Source organism: Azonexus caeni (genome assembly GCF_048146105.1).
GTDB classification, from domain to species: Bacteria; Pseudomonadota; Gammaproteobacteria; order Burkholderiales; family Rhodocyclaceae; genus Azonexus; species Azonexus aromaticus_B.
Genome location: NZ_JBKJAD010000006.1, coordinates 17,226 through 33,604 on the forward strand (window position 1 = coordinate 17,226; position 16,379 = coordinate 33,604).

General features: G+C 61.3%; 10 protein-coding genes and 1 tRNA gene. 7 read left to right on the plus strand and 4 right to left on the minus strand.

Going from position 1 to position 16,379, the window contains the following annotated elements:
- Positions 1 to 213: 213 nt before the first annotated feature.
- From ACLIIZ_RS08445 to ACLIIZ_RS08455, 3 genes are all read left to right on the plus strand, one after another.
- Complete coding sequence (locus tag ACLIIZ_RS08445; RefSeq protein WP_416691667.1) at positions 214 to 1,809, plus strand: ShlB/FhaC/HecB family hemolysin secretion/activation protein; 1,596 nt, start codon at positions 214 to 216, stop codon at positions 1,807 to 1,809.
- 13 nt (positions 1,810 to 1,822) lie between these two features.
- Positions 1,823 to 5,026, plus strand: coding sequence for a two-partner secretion domain-containing protein (locus ACLIIZ_RS08450; RefSeq protein ID WP_416691668.1), 3,204 nt, complete (start codon positions 1,823 to 1,825; stop codon positions 5,024 to 5,026).
- A 76-nt stretch (positions 5,027 to 5,102) separates the two neighbouring features.
- On the plus strand, positions 5,103 to 5,747 hold the full coding sequence (locus tag ACLIIZ_RS08455) for a FecR family protein (RefSeq protein WP_416691669.1): 645 nt from the start codon (positions 5,103 to 5,105) through the stop codon (positions 5,745 to 5,747).
- A gap of 51 nt (positions 5,748 to 5,798) precedes the next feature.
- Here the strand turns inward: ACLIIZ_RS08455 and ACLIIZ_RS08460 are convergent, their stop codons facing one another.
- On the minus strand, positions 5,799 to 7,382 hold the full coding sequence (locus tag ACLIIZ_RS08460; RefSeq protein WP_416691670.1) for an HD domain-containing phosphohydrolase: 1,584 nt from the start codon (positions 7,380 to 7,382) through the stop codon (positions 5,799 to 5,801).
- Positions 7,383 to 7,774: 392 nt separating this feature from the next.
- On the opposite strand from ACLIIZ_RS08460, the gene ACLIIZ_RS08465 reads away from it, so the two are divergent.
- The 3 genes from ACLIIZ_RS08465 (at position 7,775) to ACLIIZ_RS08475 (ending at position 12,086) form a co-directional block, all read left to right on the plus strand.
- A complete protein-coding gene (locus ACLIIZ_RS08465) occupies positions 7,775 to 9,979 on the plus strand; it encodes a CHASE2 domain-containing protein (RefSeq protein WP_416691671.1) in 2,205 nt (734 codons plus the stop codon).
- A gap of 99 nt (positions 9,980 to 10,078) precedes the next feature.
- A complete protein-coding gene (gene typA, locus ACLIIZ_RS08470) occupies positions 10,079 to 11,920 on the plus strand; it encodes a translational GTPase TypA (RefSeq protein WP_416691672.1) in 1,842 nt (613 codons plus the stop codon).
- 10 nt (positions 11,921 to 11,930) lie between these two features.
- Positions 11,931 to 12,086 carry a hypothetical protein gene (locus ACLIIZ_RS08475; RefSeq protein ID WP_416691673.1) on the plus strand — a complete coding sequence of 52 codons (156 nt, stop codon included), beginning with the start codon at positions 11,931 to 11,933 and terminating at the stop codon, positions 12,084 to 12,086.
- Positions 12,087 to 12,092: 6 nt separating this feature from the next.
- Here the strand turns inward: ACLIIZ_RS08475 and moaA are convergent, their stop codons facing one another.
- Positions 12,093 to 13,109: a GTP 3',8-cyclase MoaA gene (gene moaA / locus ACLIIZ_RS08480; protein WP_416691674.1), complete on the minus strand. Its 1,017-nt coding sequence runs from the start codon at positions 13,107 to 13,109 to the stop codon at positions 12,093 to 12,095.
- Positions 13,110 to 13,276: 167 nt separating this feature from the next.
- Positions 13,277 to 13,352: transfer RNA gene (locus tag ACLIIZ_RS08485), tRNA-Asn, on the minus strand.
- 70 nt (positions 13,353 to 13,422) lie between these two features.
- Here ACLIIZ_RS08485 and ACLIIZ_RS08490 point away from each other — a divergent pair.
- Positions 13,423 to 15,063 carry an AsmA-like C-terminal region-containing protein gene (locus tag ACLIIZ_RS08490; RefSeq protein ID WP_416691675.1) on the plus strand — a complete coding sequence of 547 codons (1,641 nt, stop codon included), beginning with the start codon at positions 13,423 to 13,425 and terminating at the stop codon, positions 15,061 to 15,063.
- 81 nt (positions 15,064 to 15,144) lie between these two features.
- Here ACLIIZ_RS08490 and ACLIIZ_RS08495 read toward each other — a convergent pair whose 3' ends face one another.
- A complete protein-coding gene (locus ACLIIZ_RS08495; RefSeq protein WP_416691676.1) occupies positions 15,145 to 16,350 on the minus strand; it encodes an amino acid aminotransferase in 1,206 nt (401 codons plus the stop codon).
- Positions 16,351 to 16,379 lie beyond the last annotated feature (29 nt).

Here is a 16,379-nt window from a genome sequence, read left to right on the forward strand (position 1 = left end):
GATTATCACATTGTTCGCAGGGCTTGGGCGAGTCTGTCGGTATTAACGGAATTGCCGACAAAAAAGGAATTGCAGTGTTTTCGGATGCGGAAATTAGTTAACTTTACCTGACGCTCTCTGTTAGTATTTTTGCCCGTGGGGTAATTCATAAAGCATTGATAATGCACCGCTTCTGGGCATGACGATGCAATAATCGAATGGCATGGGGTGGTTATGTCATATAAATGCACAGTGGCCGGGATTCTGCTTGCCTGCGCCTTTTCGGCGCACGCCGGCGATACTTTTCCGATCCGGAAATTTCAGGTCGACGGGAATTCCCTGTTGGCGCCAGGGGAACTCGACAGTTTGCTGGCACCCTATGTCGGCGAGCAGGGCGATTTCGGTCGCATCCAGCAGGCGCTTGAGGCGCTTGAAACGGCTTACCGGCAGCGGGGCTATGCGGCGGTACAGGTGAGGGCGCCGGAGCAGGAGCTGACGGCGGGCACGGTTCGCTTCGAAGTGGTCGAGCCCTTGCTGGGCCAGGTCAGGTTGCCGGAAACGCAAACCCATTTCAATGCCGACAACCTGCGCCGGGCGCTTCCCGGCCTGCGCGAGGGGGCTGTGCCGAACACCCGGGAGATTTCGCAGCAGGTCGAGTTGAGCAACGAGAATCCGGCGCGGCAGATGGAGGTCATCCTTGGCCTGGGTCAGCAGGAAGGCTTTGTTGACGCCCGCGTCAAGGTCGAGGAAAGCAACCCGGTGCGCTTCTTCGGCAGCCTGGACAACACCGGCACCCGGCAGACCGGTCGTACCCGGCTCAGTGTGGGCGTGCAGCACGCCAACCTGTTCAATCGGGATCACGTATTGACGGCAGCGCTGGCGATCTCGCCGGAGAAGGTGCAGCAGGTGGCAGTCGGCTCGGTCAGCTATCGCATGCCGTTTTATGAGCGGAATGGCGTCGTCGATGTGTTCTACGCGAATTCCGATGTCGATGCCGGCACGACGACGACGACCGCCGGGCCGCTCAATTTCAGCGGGCGGGGCAGTATCTTCGGCTTCCGTTACACCCACATCCTGCCACGGCAGGGAGAGTATTCCTCGCGCGTCTCGCTGGCCTGGGATTACCGCGACTACGATAACAATTGTTCGCTCGGCGCCTTTGGTGGGGCAGGTTGCGGTTCAGCCAATACCGATGTCGTCGTCAAGCCTCTGACGTTGACGTATTCGGGGCAGCGCGTCAGCGCCGGCGATGTCCTTGAATACAGCCTTGGATTGAGTGCCAACCTGCCCGGTGGCCACAACGGCGGGCGTTCGGCGTTCGCCGATGCGCGACCGAGCCCGACCGGTGGCAAGGGCGCGCCAGCCGACTATTACATCCTGCGCGGCAGCCTTTCCCGCCTGCACGCCTTGCCCGGCGACTGGCAGGTCCGTGGTGCACTCAATTTCCAGTACAGCGAACAGCCGCTGGTCATCTACGAACAGTTGGGACTGGCCGGCAGCCAGGCCGTGCGCGGTTTCCTGGAGCGCGAGGTGGCAAGGGACAAGGGCGCTTACGCCAATCTCGAGTTCTATACGCCCGATCTCTCGGTCAATCCGGATGGGCACAACCTGCGCCTGCTGGCTTTTGTCGATGGCGCCTATGGGCGCAACAACCTGCTGGCCGGCGAATCCCAGCCCAGGAAATCGGTCAGCAGCTACGGTGTCGGCATGCGTCTGGTGCTGGGTAAGAACCTGAGTGCCAGGTTTGACGTGGCGCGCGTCATCAAGGGTGCCGAGGTTCGCGATTCCGGCGACATGCGCGGCCATTTCAGCCTGATGGCATCGTTCTGAGGAGATGACGATCATGACACGCAGTTTCAGGTTCAATCTGCTGGCGCTGGCGATCGCTTCCTGCTTCGGTGCCGCCCACGCCAACCCGACCGGGGGGCAAGTGGTGTCCGGGCAGGCAACGATGGTCAATAGCGGCAACCTGCTGACGGTGACCAATTCGGCCAACGCGATCATCAACTGGCAGACCTTTTCGATCGGGCGCAACGAGACGACCCGCTTCGTCCAGCCGTCGGCGAGCAGCGTCGTACTTAACCGGGTGCTCGGCAATAATCCTTCAGAGTTGCTTGGCCAGTTGCAGTCGAACGGCCGGGTGTTCCTGATCAACCCGGCCGGCATTCTGGTTGGCAAGGATGCAGTGATCGACGTTGCCGGTTTGGTGGCGTCGACGCTGAATCTGAGCGATAGCAACTTCCTCGCCGGCAAGCAGAAATTTGACCAGACCCCGGGCGCTGCGGCAGTGCACAATGCCGGGACGATCCGTACCGCTGATGGCGGACAGGTCTATCTGGTGGCGCCCAAGGTCAACAACAGCGGCAGCATCGCCGCGGCGGATGGCACGGTGGTACTGGCCGCCGGCGAGCGCGTCGAGATCGGCGATACCGCCTTGCCCGGCCTCAAGGTCGAAGTCGTCGGCGCAGGCGAGGCGAGCAATGTCGGTGAGCTGCTGGCCGCTTCCGGCAAGGTGGGCATCGTCGGCGCGCTGGTGCGCAACAGCGGCAAGGTCGATGTCTCGGCGATCGAGCGTGAAGGCGGTCGCATCTTCCTGCGCGCCGCCCGCAAGGCGACCGTCGATGGCGGTGAGTTGCTGGCCACTGGTGCGCGCGGCGGGCGGATCAGCGTCGAGGGCGAGGAGGTGGACATCGCCGCCGGTCTGCTCGACGCTTCCGGCGAGCAGGCAGGCGGTCAGGTGCTGGTTGGCGGGGGGTATCAGGGGCGCAATTCCGAAGTCAGGAATGCTACCCGGACGCGCTTTGGCAGCGCTGCCGAAATCCGTGCCGATGCCACCGAAAATGGCAATGGCGGTGAGGTCGTCGTCTGGTCTGACGACACCACGCTGGCCGCTGGGCGGATTTCCGCGCGGGCCGGCACGCTGGGCGGCGATGGCGGCCTGGTTGAGGTATCCGGCAAGTCGCACCTGGTTTTCCGGGCGCAGGTCGATACCCGCGCTCCGGCCGGCAAAACCGGTACGCTGCTGCTCGATCCGAGCGATGTCACCATCGCCAGTCGCGGTGACCGGGTGGTGACGACGGTCGATGGTCAGTTCGACACGGCCTATGCCGTCGCTGGCGCCAGTGAAAGCTCGGCGTTCACTTTGTACTGGGAAGACCTGGTCAGCCAGTTGGGACAGAACAACGTCGTCGTGCAGACCAGCTCAGCGGCGAGCGGTGCCGGCAACATCGATGTCGTCGATGGCCAGACCTTCGCCAGCGGCAACCAGCTCAGCTTGCTGGCCGAAAACAACCTGACCGTGCATACCGGCGCCGACGTCGTGAATACCGGGAACGGCGGCTTCCAGTTCGTTGCTGGCTGGAATCCGACCTCGGGAACCAGCGCGCCGCTCGCCAACAACGGAACGACGACAGGCACGATGTTGATCAATGGTGGTTTGCAGACGCAAGGTCAGATCAACCTGAGTTCGAAGGGCGACACGACGCTCAATGGCTTGGTGAAATCGACGGCAGGGCCTGTGGTGTTGACGGTTGGCGGCAATCTGGAGATCAACCTGCCGGCCGGTGCGCCTGAGCAGTACGTTGATGACGACTATTTCGAATATCGCTTCCCGAGCGGTTACCTGTTCAGCTTTTATGGCACCAGCTACGACAAGGCCTATATCTCCAGCAACGGCTTGATCACCTTCGGTAGCGGCACCAGTGCTTACAGCGATTCGCAAGGCGGGCTGGCCGCCTTTCAGATGCCGGTGATTGCCGCAGCGTGGAATGACTGGGAAATCAATGCGTCTCAGGGCGAGTCGATCCAGATCACCCGCCCCAGTAGCAACGAACTCGCCGTCAAGTGGGATGTCGGGCGTTATTACCGTTCCGGCAACAAGGCGCTGTTCGAAACCGTGCTCAATCGCCAGAACGGCAACATCACTTTCAACTACGGGGCAACCAGTACTGAAAGCAATGCTGCCGTCCATCCGGACTTTGCTGGCGACGTCACCATAGGCTTGGCGAAGGGGGATGGTACGGGGCAGATTTCCGGGTTGATGAACCAGGAAAGTTTCTCGATGCACAACCTGAAATCGACGACCTTCCGGCCGGGCGCCAACGGCTACACGGAGACCATTGCCAACAGTGGCGGTCAGTTGGCTAGTAAGGGCGCGGTCATCTATTCGTCGGATATCGGCTTCGCCTTCGGCAATACCAATATTGCCTCCTACACCACGCTGCAGGCCGCAACTCAACTGGTGCTCAATGTCGGTGGGCGGATCAGTGGCTATGGCGGGATCAGTACGCCGTCGCTCGCCATCGATGCCGGACAAGGGGCGGCGCTTGATGGTGCCTACAATCAGGTCGGTCTTCTGACGGCGAATGTCGGTAGCGGTGGTTTGTCCTTCCAGAACCACAACCTGGCGCAACCGGGCGATTTCGAGTTTCGCTCGGCTGAGGTCGGCGGGGATATTTATGTCAGTAATTTCGGCGCCACCGTCATCGGCACTGCGGCGCCTGGCATCCGGGCGAGCGGTGGCATCAGCGTCGCAGCCAACAGCCCGCTGACGGTCGGCACCTTCGGGGTGACCAGTACCGGTACCGGCAACATTTCGCTGGCGGCGAACAACAACGGTGCGTTGACCCTGACCGGGCCGGTTCGCACCGGTGGCACGATCAATCTGTTCGGCGGTTCGGTGACCGGTGCGGATGTTTTCGCGCCGGGCGCCTGCATCAATGGCCAGGCTTGCCAGACCGGGCCGGATCCGGCAGTGGTCAGCCAGGCCCAGTCCCAGCAAAATACCCTGATCAGCTCGATCAGCGGTGGCACGCCGGTGCCGTCACCTTCCGTCGGTGGCAGCACTGTTACCGGCAGTTTCGTGCCGGCCAGCTATTTCAGCCCGCAGCCCGGACTGCAACCCGGGCTGACCCTGCCGGGCGGCACGACAGGCGGTGGCAACAATGAGTTTGGCGGCCCTCTCGTCAATACCGGCGATTTCCTTTTCCTGGATGAAAACTATGGTCAGAACGCTTTTGCGGCACGGCGTGTTTCGCAGTGCAATTAACGTCCTGTTCGTGCTCTCTCTGGCTGTTGCCGCCCAATGGGCGGCAGCGTCGGAACTCGCGGCGCATGTGACACACTTGGCCGGCACCCTGGTGCTGAAGCCGGCGCAGGGCAATTCGCGTTTGCTGGCCGTCCATTCCGAGGTTCATGAAGGAGATACCCTGCAGACGGAGGATCGTTCCTATGCGCGGATCAAGTTCGTCGACGGTGGGGAAATGGTGATCAAACCAAATACGACGGTGATGATCGAACGCTACCGCTACAAGGCGAACAGCCCGGCTGAGGATTCGTCGGCGGTTTCCCTGATCAAGGGCGGACTGCGCTCGGTCAGCGGCCTGCTCGGCAAGCGCAGCCCGGAGAAGGTCATCCTGAAGACCAAGGTGGCAACCATCGGCATCCGCGGTACGCATTACGGCGTGCTTGACTGTGCCGAGGAAGACGGTCGCAACAGTTGTGCCGACATTCGCACGGCCGATGGCTCGACGCCGCCGCCGGGGGTTCATGTCGACGTTGTCGAAGGGCGCATCCGGGTGACGAATACGGCGGGCGAACAGGAGTTCGAGGCCGGTCAGTTCGGTTATGTGCGTGACGCGGCGAGCGCGCCGGAAGCGGTGCCTGCCGAGCGCGGGGTGCGTGTGTCGATGCCGGACAGCATCTGCCGCAACAACACTTCGGGTAATACGGTCGGCACTTCGCGTAGCACCGCAGCCTGCTCGATGTGACGCATGGCGCCGGGAGGCGCCTGCCCCGAAGGGGTGGGCGCCTTCTTCCGTTTACTCCTGTTGCTCCGGGGTGAGGAAGAGTTCGGCGTAGCGTTTGTGCACCTGCTGGCGCACGAAGCTGTCGAAGATATCCGGGTCGATGTGGCCGCGTTGCTTGAATTTCTCCAGAATGGACAGCGCTTCGCTGACCTTCATCGGCGTCTTGTAGGGGCGGTCGGAGGCGGTAAGTGCCTCAAAAATGTCGGCAATCGCCAGGATGCGCGCCTGGACGCTGAGTTCACCCGCCCGTACGCCGCGTGGATAGCCCTGGCCGTCCATCCGTTCGTGGTGGTTGCCGGCGATTTCCGGAACGTTCGTCAGGTGCTTGGGCCAGGGCAGTTCTTCCAGCATGTTGATGGTGGCAACGATGTGGTCGTTGATGATCTGCCGCTCGGGGGCTGTCAGGGTGCCGGCGATGATGGTCAGGTTGACGATCTCGTCTTCATCGAGGAAGGGGTGGTTGACGCCGTCGGCGCTCGTCCAGCGGTATTTCCGGGCGATTTCCTTGATCCGCTCGACATCGCTGTCGCTCATCCGTTCGCTACCCAGGTTGGAGCGCTGCAGCAAGGCCTGGTCTTCGGCGATTTCCTCGAGCAGGCGCGCGTGCTCGGCTTTGGCTGGCGCTGCGTCGGCGCCGGCGGCAATCGTCTCCAGCATGCGGATTTTCGCGTCCCGCCGGACGACCTCGAAGCGGGTGTCGATCAGGGCGATGCGGTCGAATATGGTTTCCAGTTTGCGCGATTTGTCGATCACGTGCACAGGTGTCGTGATCTTGCCGCAATCGTGCATCAGGGCAGCGATGCGTAGCTCGTGCTGTTCGGTTTCGTTGAGCGTCCAGCCGGCAAGCGGGCCTTCGGTATCGGCGCAGACGGCTTCGGCGATCAGCATGGTCAGTTCCGGTACCCGGACGCAGTGGCTGTTGGTGAATGCCGATTTTTTGGCGATTGCCGTGTTGATCATGCGGATGGTCGCTTCGAACAGCGATTCCATCTGGTGCATCAACTGCCGGTTGGATAGCGCGACCGCCGCCTGTGATGCCAGGGACTCGACCAGGCGCTGGTCGGTTTCGCGGAAAACCGTGGTCTTGCCCGTTTCAGGATCGATGGCATTGATCAACTGGAGAACGCCGATCAATTCGTTCTCGTGGTTCTTCATCGGTACCGTCAGGAAAGACCGCGAGCGGTAGCCCATGCGCGCGTCGAAAGCCCGCGGACCGGTGAAATCGAAGTCCTTGACCTCGTAGGCGTCGGCAATATTGACGGTGCTGGCGCTGAGCGCGGCGTAGGCGGCGACGATCGCGTCGTTGTTGGAGCCGTCCGGGCGATAGAGGGGAAGATTGGCAAAAATACCGGATGCGGGGAGGGGGGCACTGCCGCCGTAGGCCAGATCGAGCGAGTCGGTGCGGACGATTTCGTAGCGCAGGCTACGGCCATCTTCGGAGAGCAGGTAAAGGGTTCCGCCGTCGGCGTTGGTGATGCATTTTGCAGCCTGGACGATTTTTTCCAGCAGCTTCGGTAAATGCTTTTCGCTGCTCAGTGAAATACCTACGTCATACAGGAGTTCGAGTCGGCGTCGGGATTTTTCGAGGTCGTTCATGGCATTCTCCGCGCGGTTTATTCCAATATCCTCGCAAGTGTCTTTATTTTTATTTTTCATTGCCGGGCTTCACTGAGTTATCAGGGCCTTTCCCTCGGTATTTTAAAAAACAACCGTATTGAATATATGATCGTGTTTCGTTCCGTCCTGAATTACACATTACGTCAATGATTTGCAAGAACATTTTGCTGATGGTTCATTTGTTTTGTATGTCAATGATTTTGCTGTTATCTTGAAACAATCAATATCCTTCTGGGCCGTGTCATCGATGATTCGGGCGCTGTTGATTTCGGGTTCAGTGTATCGCGAACCGGCTCGTGTTAGTGTATTCCCTGCGATGCTTGCGCAATACCGCCTGCCAAGGCATTTTTTCTGGAAAGCGTGATATTTCGATGAAACGACTGCTGCCCCGGCTGATATTCGGAATATTCTGCACATTCTGGATTCTTGGGCACGTCGTCCAGTCCTGGCACATTCCCTTGGTCGCGCTGTTCGATCATTACTTTTACGATGTCCGTGTCCGGGCTTTCATGCCCGATACCCAGGATGAACGTATCGTCATCGTCGATATCGACGAAAAAAGCCTGGGGGAACTCGGGCGCTGGCCCTGGAAGCGCAGTGTCCTGGCGGAACTGGTGCGCCGTCTGGCCGATGATTACGCGGCGTCGGTGATCGGTTTCGACATTGTTTTTGCCGAGCCGGACGACAGTTCCGGCCTGCCTGTCCTCGATGCCATGGCGCACGGCCCGTTGCGCGACAATGTGGCGTATCAGCGGGTGCTTGCCGGGCAGCGGGCAGGGCTCGACTATGACCGGAGGTTCGCCGAATCCTTGCGCGGCCGGCCGGTCGTTCTCGGTTTCTATTTTTCAAACCAGGCAGGTGCCTCGCCCGGTAGCCGACTGCCGCCGCCGTTGCTCTTTGAAGGCCAGCCGTCGCCGGGGCAATTCCCCGTGTGGCCCGGATTTGGTGGAAATCTCGCGGCCTTTCAGGAGGCCGCGGCGAGCGGCGGGCATTTCAACCCGTTGATGGATAGTGATGGGATCACCCGGCGCGTTCCTCTGTTGGGGGCTTACGCCGGGTCTTACCAGCCGACGCTGGCGCTGGCGATGAGCCTGATGCTGCTCGAGGCGGAAAAAGTGAGGCTTTTCGCCCCGGCAGCCGGCGCTCCCGTCGAATGGGTCGATATCCTGGGGAAGCGGCAGATCCTGCGCATTCCGGTTGATGCCGATGGCGCGGCGCTGGTGCCGTATCGCGGGCAGGAGGGGAGTTTTCACTACGTTCCGGCGGCGGACGTGATTGCCGGGCGGGCCGATCCCGAACTTCTTTTCGGGAAGATCGTCCTGGTCGGCACCACCGCGCCCGGGCTCAAGGATCTGCGGGCAACACCGGTCGGCGGCAGCTATCCCGGCGTCGAAATCCATGCCAACCTGTTGGCCGGGGTGCTTGACGGAGAAATCAAGGAAAGACCGGCCTATACACTGGTCGCCGAGGCGCTGTTGCTGATCGTCGCGGGCGGCGGTCTGGCCGTCCTGCTGCCCTTCCTGAGCCCGTTGCGAGGGAGTCTGCTGACTCTGGGGGTGCTTGGCGCACTGCTGGGCGCCAATCTCGTCCTTTGGCAAAACGGCGTGGTCATGCCTTTTGCTTCGGTGGCGCTGGTCATACTTTTTACCTACGGTTTCAACGCCGCCTGGGGGTATTTCTGGGAGTCGCGGACGAAGCGGCAGCTCACCGAGCGTTTCGGTCAATATGTGCCCCCGGAGCTGGTCGTCGAAATGGCGCGCAATCCCGAGGGTTACAGCATGGTAGGGCGCAACGCGGAAATGACGGTATTGTTTTCCGACGTGCGCAATTTCACCAACATCTCGGAAGGACTCGATCCGAAAGAGCTGGCGGCGCTGATGAACGAATATCTCGGGGCGATGACCGAGGTGGTCCGGCGCCATCGGGGAACCCTCGACAAGTACATCGGCGACGCGATCATGGCCTTCTGGGGGGCGCCGCTCGCCGATCCGCAGCATGCCCGGCACGCGGTGCTCGTGGCGCTGGAAATGCAGCAGGCGGTCAAGGCGCTGGCCGGGCCTTTCCAGGCGCGTGGCTGGCCGGTGCTGAAGATCGGCATCGGCATCAACAGCGGCACGATGACGGTTGGCGACATGGGGTCGCCGGTGCGTCAGTCCTACACGGTGATGGGCGACGCGGTCAATCTCGGTGCGCGTCTCGAGGGCATCACCAAGGAATACGGGGTCGGTATCGCGGTTGGCGAACGGACGCGCGCCATGTGTCCTGAAATCGTTTTCCGGGAACTCGACAAGGTGCGGGTCAAGGGGAAGGCGACCGCGGTTTCTATCTACGAACCGCTCTGTCAGACCAGCGAACTCGACGACGGTCGGCGTGCCGAACTCGCCGCCTGGCAGGCGGCGTTGGAGGCCTATCGGCTACAGCAATGGCAGGAAGCCGAACGGATTCTTCAAGGTCTGCTGCGGCAAAAGCCGGATGAACCCTTGTACTGCCTGTACCGGGAGCGCATTGTGCACTTGATGCAGGTGCCGCCGCTCGATGGTGAATGGGATGGCGTGACCAGTTTCAAAACCAAGTAATTCGGCAAAAACTTCTATCAACAGTAGAGCGGGAGATGCTGCGACGCAGCATGGAGTGGTAGAATCACGCCTTTGATTTTTCTGATTATTCCTATATCCATGTCCGCACGCCCCATCCGCAACATCGCCATCATCGCTCACGTCGACCATGGCAAGACCACGCTGGTTGACCAGCTCCTCCGCCAATCCGGTACTTTTGCCGCCCACCAGCAACTGGTCGAGTGCGTGATGGACTCGAACGACCTGGAAAAGGAACGCGGCATCACCATCCTGTCGAAGAACACCGCCGTCGAATACGAAGGCATCCACATCAACATCGTCGACACCCCGGGCCACGCGGACTTCGGCGGTGAAGTCGAGCGCGTGCTCGGCATGGTCGATGGCGTGGTGCTGCTGGTCGACGCCGCCGAAGGCCCGATGCCGCAGACCCGTTTCGTGACCAAGAAGGCACTGGCCCAGGGCCTGCGCCCGATCGTGCTGGTCAACAAGGTCGACCGCGACGGCGCTGATCCGGACAACGCCGTCAACCTGACCTTCGACCTGTTCGACAAGCTCGGTGCCACCGATGAACAGCTCGACTTCCCGATCGTTTACGCCTCCGGCCTGAACGGCTGGTCGGCGATGGAACTCGACCATCCGCGCGAAAACATGAAGCCGCTGTTCGACACCATCCTGCGCCACGTGCCGGCGCCGGACGCCGATGTCGATGCGCCGCTGCAGCTGCAGATTTCCGCCCTCGACTACTCTTCCTACGTCGGCCGCATCGGCGTCGGCAAGATCATTCGCGGTCGCGTCAAGACCGGCCAGAACGTGATGGTCATGTTCGGTACCGACGAAGAAGCCGCCGAACATGATCGTCAGCCGATCAAGGCCAAGATCGGCCAGGTCTTCGGCTACAAGGGCCTGAACAAGGTCGAGATGGAAGAGGGCCAAGCCGGCGACATCGTCCAGATCACCGGCATCGAAGACCTGGTGCTGGGCTGCACCGTGACCGACCCGGAAAATCCGGAAGCCTTGCCGCTGTTGAAGATCGACGAGCCGACGCTGTCCATGCAGTTCATGGTCAATACCAGCCCGCTCGCCGGCACCGAAGGCAAGTTCGTCACCAGCCGCCAGATCCGCGATCGCCTGCACAAGGAACTGCTGACCAACATGGCGCTGCGCGTGCATGACACCCCGAACGGCGACGTCTTCGACGTCGCCGGCCGCGGCGAACTGCACCTCGGCATCCTGCTCGAGAACATGCGCCGCGAAGGCTACGAGCTGGCCGTCGGTCGTCCGCGTGTGGTCAAGAAGATCATCGACGGCGTCGAGTGCGAGCCGTACGAACAACTGACCGTCGACGTCGAGGAAGACACCCAGGGTGGCGTCATGGAAAGTCTTGGCCTGCGCAAGGGCGAAATGCTCGACATGGTGCCGGATGGCCGCGGTCGCGTCCGTATCGAGTACCGCATCCCGGCCCGCGGCCTGATCGGCTTCCAGGGTGAATTCATGAACCTGACCCGCGGCAATGGCCTGATGAGCCACGTTTTCGACGACTACGCGCCGGTCAAGGAGGGTAACGTCGCCGAGCGTCGCAATGGCGTGCTGATCTCGCAGGACAACGGCGAAGCCGTCGCCTACGCGCTGTGGAAGCTGCAGGATCGCGGCCGCATGTTCGTCAGCCCGGGTGAGAAGCTGTACGAAGGCATGATCATCGGCATCCACAGCCGTGAGAACGATCTGGTCGTCAACCCGATCAAGGGCAAGCAACTGACCAACGTCCGCGCTTCCGGCACTGACGAAGCCGTCCGCCTGGTGCCGCCGGTGCAGCTCAGCCTGGAATCTGCCGTCGAGTTCATCGACGAGGACGAACTGGTCGAGCTCACGCCGAAGTCGATCCGCCTGCGCAAGCGCTATCTGACCGAAATCGAGCGCAAGCGGGCGTTGCGCGGCTTGTAAGAGAAAGCGTATGGCATTTTGCCAACCCTGCCGGGAGTTGGTCGAACGTCACCCGAAGGCGGCCCGGTGGGTCGCCTTCATCCTTGGCATGTCGATCTTTTTCACCTTCCTGGGCCAGGTCAGCGATCCGGTCAACGGGATCGGCTTCTGCAAGATTTACCCGTAAAGAACTTCAACCGCCGGTCATCGACATGAAGCGGACAACCTTCGGGTTTTGCATCTGCTCGGCAAACTCATGGCCAAAGGGTTTGATACCCATGCTGTCGATGATGGCCTGGCGTAATGCCGTATCGTCCTGAGTGCTGCGCAACATCGGCAACAGGTTGAGTGCATCGTTCTGACCCAGGCAAGGATAAAGCTCTCCCTCGGCAGTGACCCGCACGCGATTGCAGCTATCGCAGAAATTGTGGCTGTGCGGCGAAATGAAGCCGACCCGTGTCTCGCTGTCGGCAACGCGCCAGTAACGCGCCGGGCCGCCGCTGTTTTCGCTGCTGGGAACGATACTGAAATGCTCGCCAAGGCGCGAGCGGGTTTCCTCGGACGAAACATGGGTCTGACTGCGGCCCTGGATGTCTCCGAGCGGCATTTCCTCTATGAATGAAATGTCGAGTCCGTTATCGACGGCGAAGCGGACAAGATCGATGAATTCATCGTCGTTGACGCCGCGCATCATCACCGTGTTCAGTTTGGTGCGCCGAAATCCGCTCGCCGTCGCAGCCGCGATGCCGCGCAGCACCTTGTCCAGATCGCCGATCCGGGTGATTTTCCGGAAACGTTCCCGGTTCAGGCTGTCGAGGCTGATGTTCAGGCGCTTGACGCCGGCCGACTTGAGCGCACTGGCATGGGTTTCCAGTTGCGAACCGTTGGTCGTCATCACCAGGTTGTCGAGTCCCGGCAGCGCGCCGAGTCGCTCGATCAGCCACATCACGTTCTTTCGCACCAGGGGTTCGCCGCCCGTCAGGCGCAATTTGCTGACACCGAGCCCGACGAAGGTCTTGGCAACTTTCAGCGCTTCTTCCAGCGACATCACCTCGCTGCGCGGCAGGAAAGTCATTTCTTCCGCCATGCAGTAAGTGCAGCGGAAATCGCAGCGATCGGTGATCGACAGGCGCAGGTAGGTCACATGTCGTCCGTAGCGATCGACCAGAGTGCCGGGTGGATGTAGTGTGGTGGCGATATCGGGTTCCATGCTGCGATTATCAGTGCCAAAATCGCTGTCGACAAGCGCCATGGCGCGCGCCGGAAGCTGAAAAACCCCGGCAATATCCTAGGCTTATGCTATTATCGTGGCCGTTGTTCGGGGCAAGACCGGCCAACAAAAAGCCCAGCAAAGATGCTGGGCTTTTCGATGAAGCTTGGCTCCCCGACCTGGGCTCGAACCAGGGACCTACGGATTAACAGTCCGGCGCTCTACCGACTGAGCTATCGGGGAAGTGAAGCGAGCATTATAGGAGTCGAAGCATGAAGGGTCAAGTCGCCGAGGTTGTTTCTGGATTGAAAGCATGGTCATGAATGTCGGACAGGTCTACGCAAAAACCCCGATCGGCGATGAAGCCGTCCGGCAAAGTACGCGCGTTGTCCAGCGCAATCTGCGGATGGTATTGGTGCAAGTCGATGGCAAACTGACGGTTGCCGAGCTTTCCGACAAGATCGGCAATGCCCGTCTGGTCGAAAACGCCATCCGTGAACTGGAGAGTGGCGGCTACATCGTGCCTCTGGAAGGGGCTGCCGCCGCCTGGGAAAGACCGGTGGAAGCGCCGCGCCGCGAACAGGTTTCAGCCATCTCCCAGTTTTCCACGTTTGGCACCAGCAAAAGCCCGTCGGCCAAGGACATGCCGAGTCGTGCCAGCCAGTTTTCGACTTTCGGCAAGCCGGTTCTGCCGGCACCGCAGCCAGCCGGCGCACCCAAACCGGATCTGCCGCCGGCGCACGAACCGGAAAAGGCGGTGTCTTCCTCGGTACCTTTGTCCCGTTGGTTGTATGGCGCACTGGGTGTTGTCTTCTTCGCCATCCTGCTGGTCCTGGTTTATCCGTACGACCGCCATCGGGAGGACATCGCCAAGGTTGCCACCGAGTTGATCAAGCAGCCGGTCAGCATCGGCAAGGTTTCCCTGCAATTGTTGCCCAAGCCGCAACTACTCCTCAGCGATCTGGATATTGGAGATGGCCGGATCGCCAGCGTGGCGATCGATCAGCCCTGGCAATTCCTGTTCGGCGATGCACAACAGATCGAGCGCATGAGCGCAAGTGGTGCCGAATTACCGCTCGCCCCTCTGCTCGCATCGCCGCTACTGCAACAGACCGGATTGCCGGGTTTGCGTCAGGTGATGTTCGAGAACCTGAGCGTGAAGGCGGGAACTGGCCTGCTGTTCTCGCCGCTGAATGGTCACCTCTATTTTTCGCAAGGCAGTTTTGCCAACGGGGCGCTGGAAAATCCGGAACGTAGCCTGTTGCTCAAGTTAACACCGGCAGCGACTGGCTTGGCCTTGGCCATCGAGGGACGCGCCTGGCCTTTACCTGGGCTCAAGGGTGAGTTCTCCGCCATGCAGGCCAAGGGCTTGTTGAGCGCGGACCGCCTTTCGGTGAGCGACATCGACGCGAATTTCCTGGGTGGTCTGTTGCGCGGCCAGTGGGAACTGACATGGAGTAACGGCCTGGCCATGAACGGAAGCGGGCGATTTGAGCGAGTCGATCTGGCAATGCTTTCCTCAAGTCTGTTGCGGATTGTACGTCTGGATGGAGAGCTTTCCGGCGAGCTGGGGCTCAGCGGTCGCTCGGATTCCTGGCTCTCGCTCTGGCAATCGGCGACCGCCCAATTGAAACTCCGGGCGCAGCGCGGCACGCTTCATGGCGTAGACATCGGTGAGGCTGGGCGGCGCGGTGCTGGCGCGACGGTTCGTTCTGGAACGACCCGTTTTGATACTTTGGTGGCCAACCTGTTGATCGACCCGAAGAATATCCTGTTTCGAGACATTCGCCTGGAGGCCGGGGCGATTTCCGCCACCGGGCAGGTGGCGGCGGAACGTGACGGCAATGTCGACGGACGTCTGGTGATGAGCGCACAGACTTCAGCGGCCACGGTCAGGGTGCCGCTGGCGGTTTCCGGCCGGTTGCCGGAGTTGACGCTGAGCGCTGGAAGGTAGTTCAGCACAAAACAAAAGCCCCCTTCGGCGAAGGGGGCTAGTCGGGGAAAATGGTGGGCAACTACCCGCCATTTTCTTTGCTTAGCGCGTGACGGCGGCGATGGCCTTGGCGACGTAGTCGATGTTCTTGCTGTTCAGTGCAGCCAGGCAGATGCGGCCGGTCGACACGGCATAGATGCCGAATTCTTCCTTCATGCGCTCGACCTGGGCGGCGCTCAGGCCGGTGTAGGAGAACATGCCGCGTTGTTGGGCAACGAAGGAGAAATCCTGGGCGCAGCCGGTCGCCTTGATCGCGTCGACCAGGCCGCTGCGCATGGCGCGGATGCGGTCGCGCATGCCGGCCAGCTCCACTTCCCACTGGGCGCGCAGTTCGCCGGAGGCGAGCACCGCGGCAACCAGCGCGCCGCCATGGGTCGGCGGGTTGGAGTAGTTGGTGCGGATGACGCGCTTGACCTGCGACATGACGCGGGCCGACTCTTCCTTGCTGGCGGTGACGACCGACAGGGCGCCGACGCGTTCGCCGTACAGCGAGAAGTTCTTGGAGAACGAGCTGGAGGCGAAGAACTGCAGACCGGAGGCAGAGAAGGCGCGGATCGCCACGGCGTCGGCGTCGATGCCGTCGGCAAAGCCCTGGTAGGCCATGTCGAGGAAGGGCACCAGGCCGCGTTCCTGGCAGATGCTGACGACTTCGGCCCACTGGGCGTCGCTCATGTCGGCGCCGGTCGGGTTGTGGCAGCAGGCGTGCAGCAGGACGACCGAGCCCGGGGCCATCTTGTTCAGGTCGGCCTTCATGCCGGCGAAGTTCACGCCACGGGTGGCGGCGTCGTAGTAGGCGTAGTCCTCGACGACGAAACCGGCGGCCTCGAACAGGGCGCGGTGGTTTTCCCAGGACGGGTTGCTGATGTAAACCTTGGCGTCCGGGTTCAGGCGCTTCAGGTAGTCGGCGCCGATCTTCAGCGCGCCGGTACCGCCGATGGCCTGGGCGGTGATCACGCGACCGGCGGCGAGCAGGTCGGAATCCTTGCCGAAGAGCAGATTCTGGACGGCGGTGTTGTAGGCGGCCGGGCCTTCGATCGGCTGGTAGCCGCGCGGCGGAGCTGCCTTCAGACGGACCTCTTCGGCGGCCTTGACGGCGGTCAGCAGGGGGATCTTGCCGTTGTCGTCGAAGTACACACCGACGCCAAGGTTGACCTTGGTGTCACGCGCATCGGCGTTGAAAGCTTCGTTAAGACCGAGGATCGGGTCGCGCGGGGCCATTTCCACCGCAGCGAAGATCGAAGAGGACATCAGCGACTCCGTGGAATAATAGAAGGATG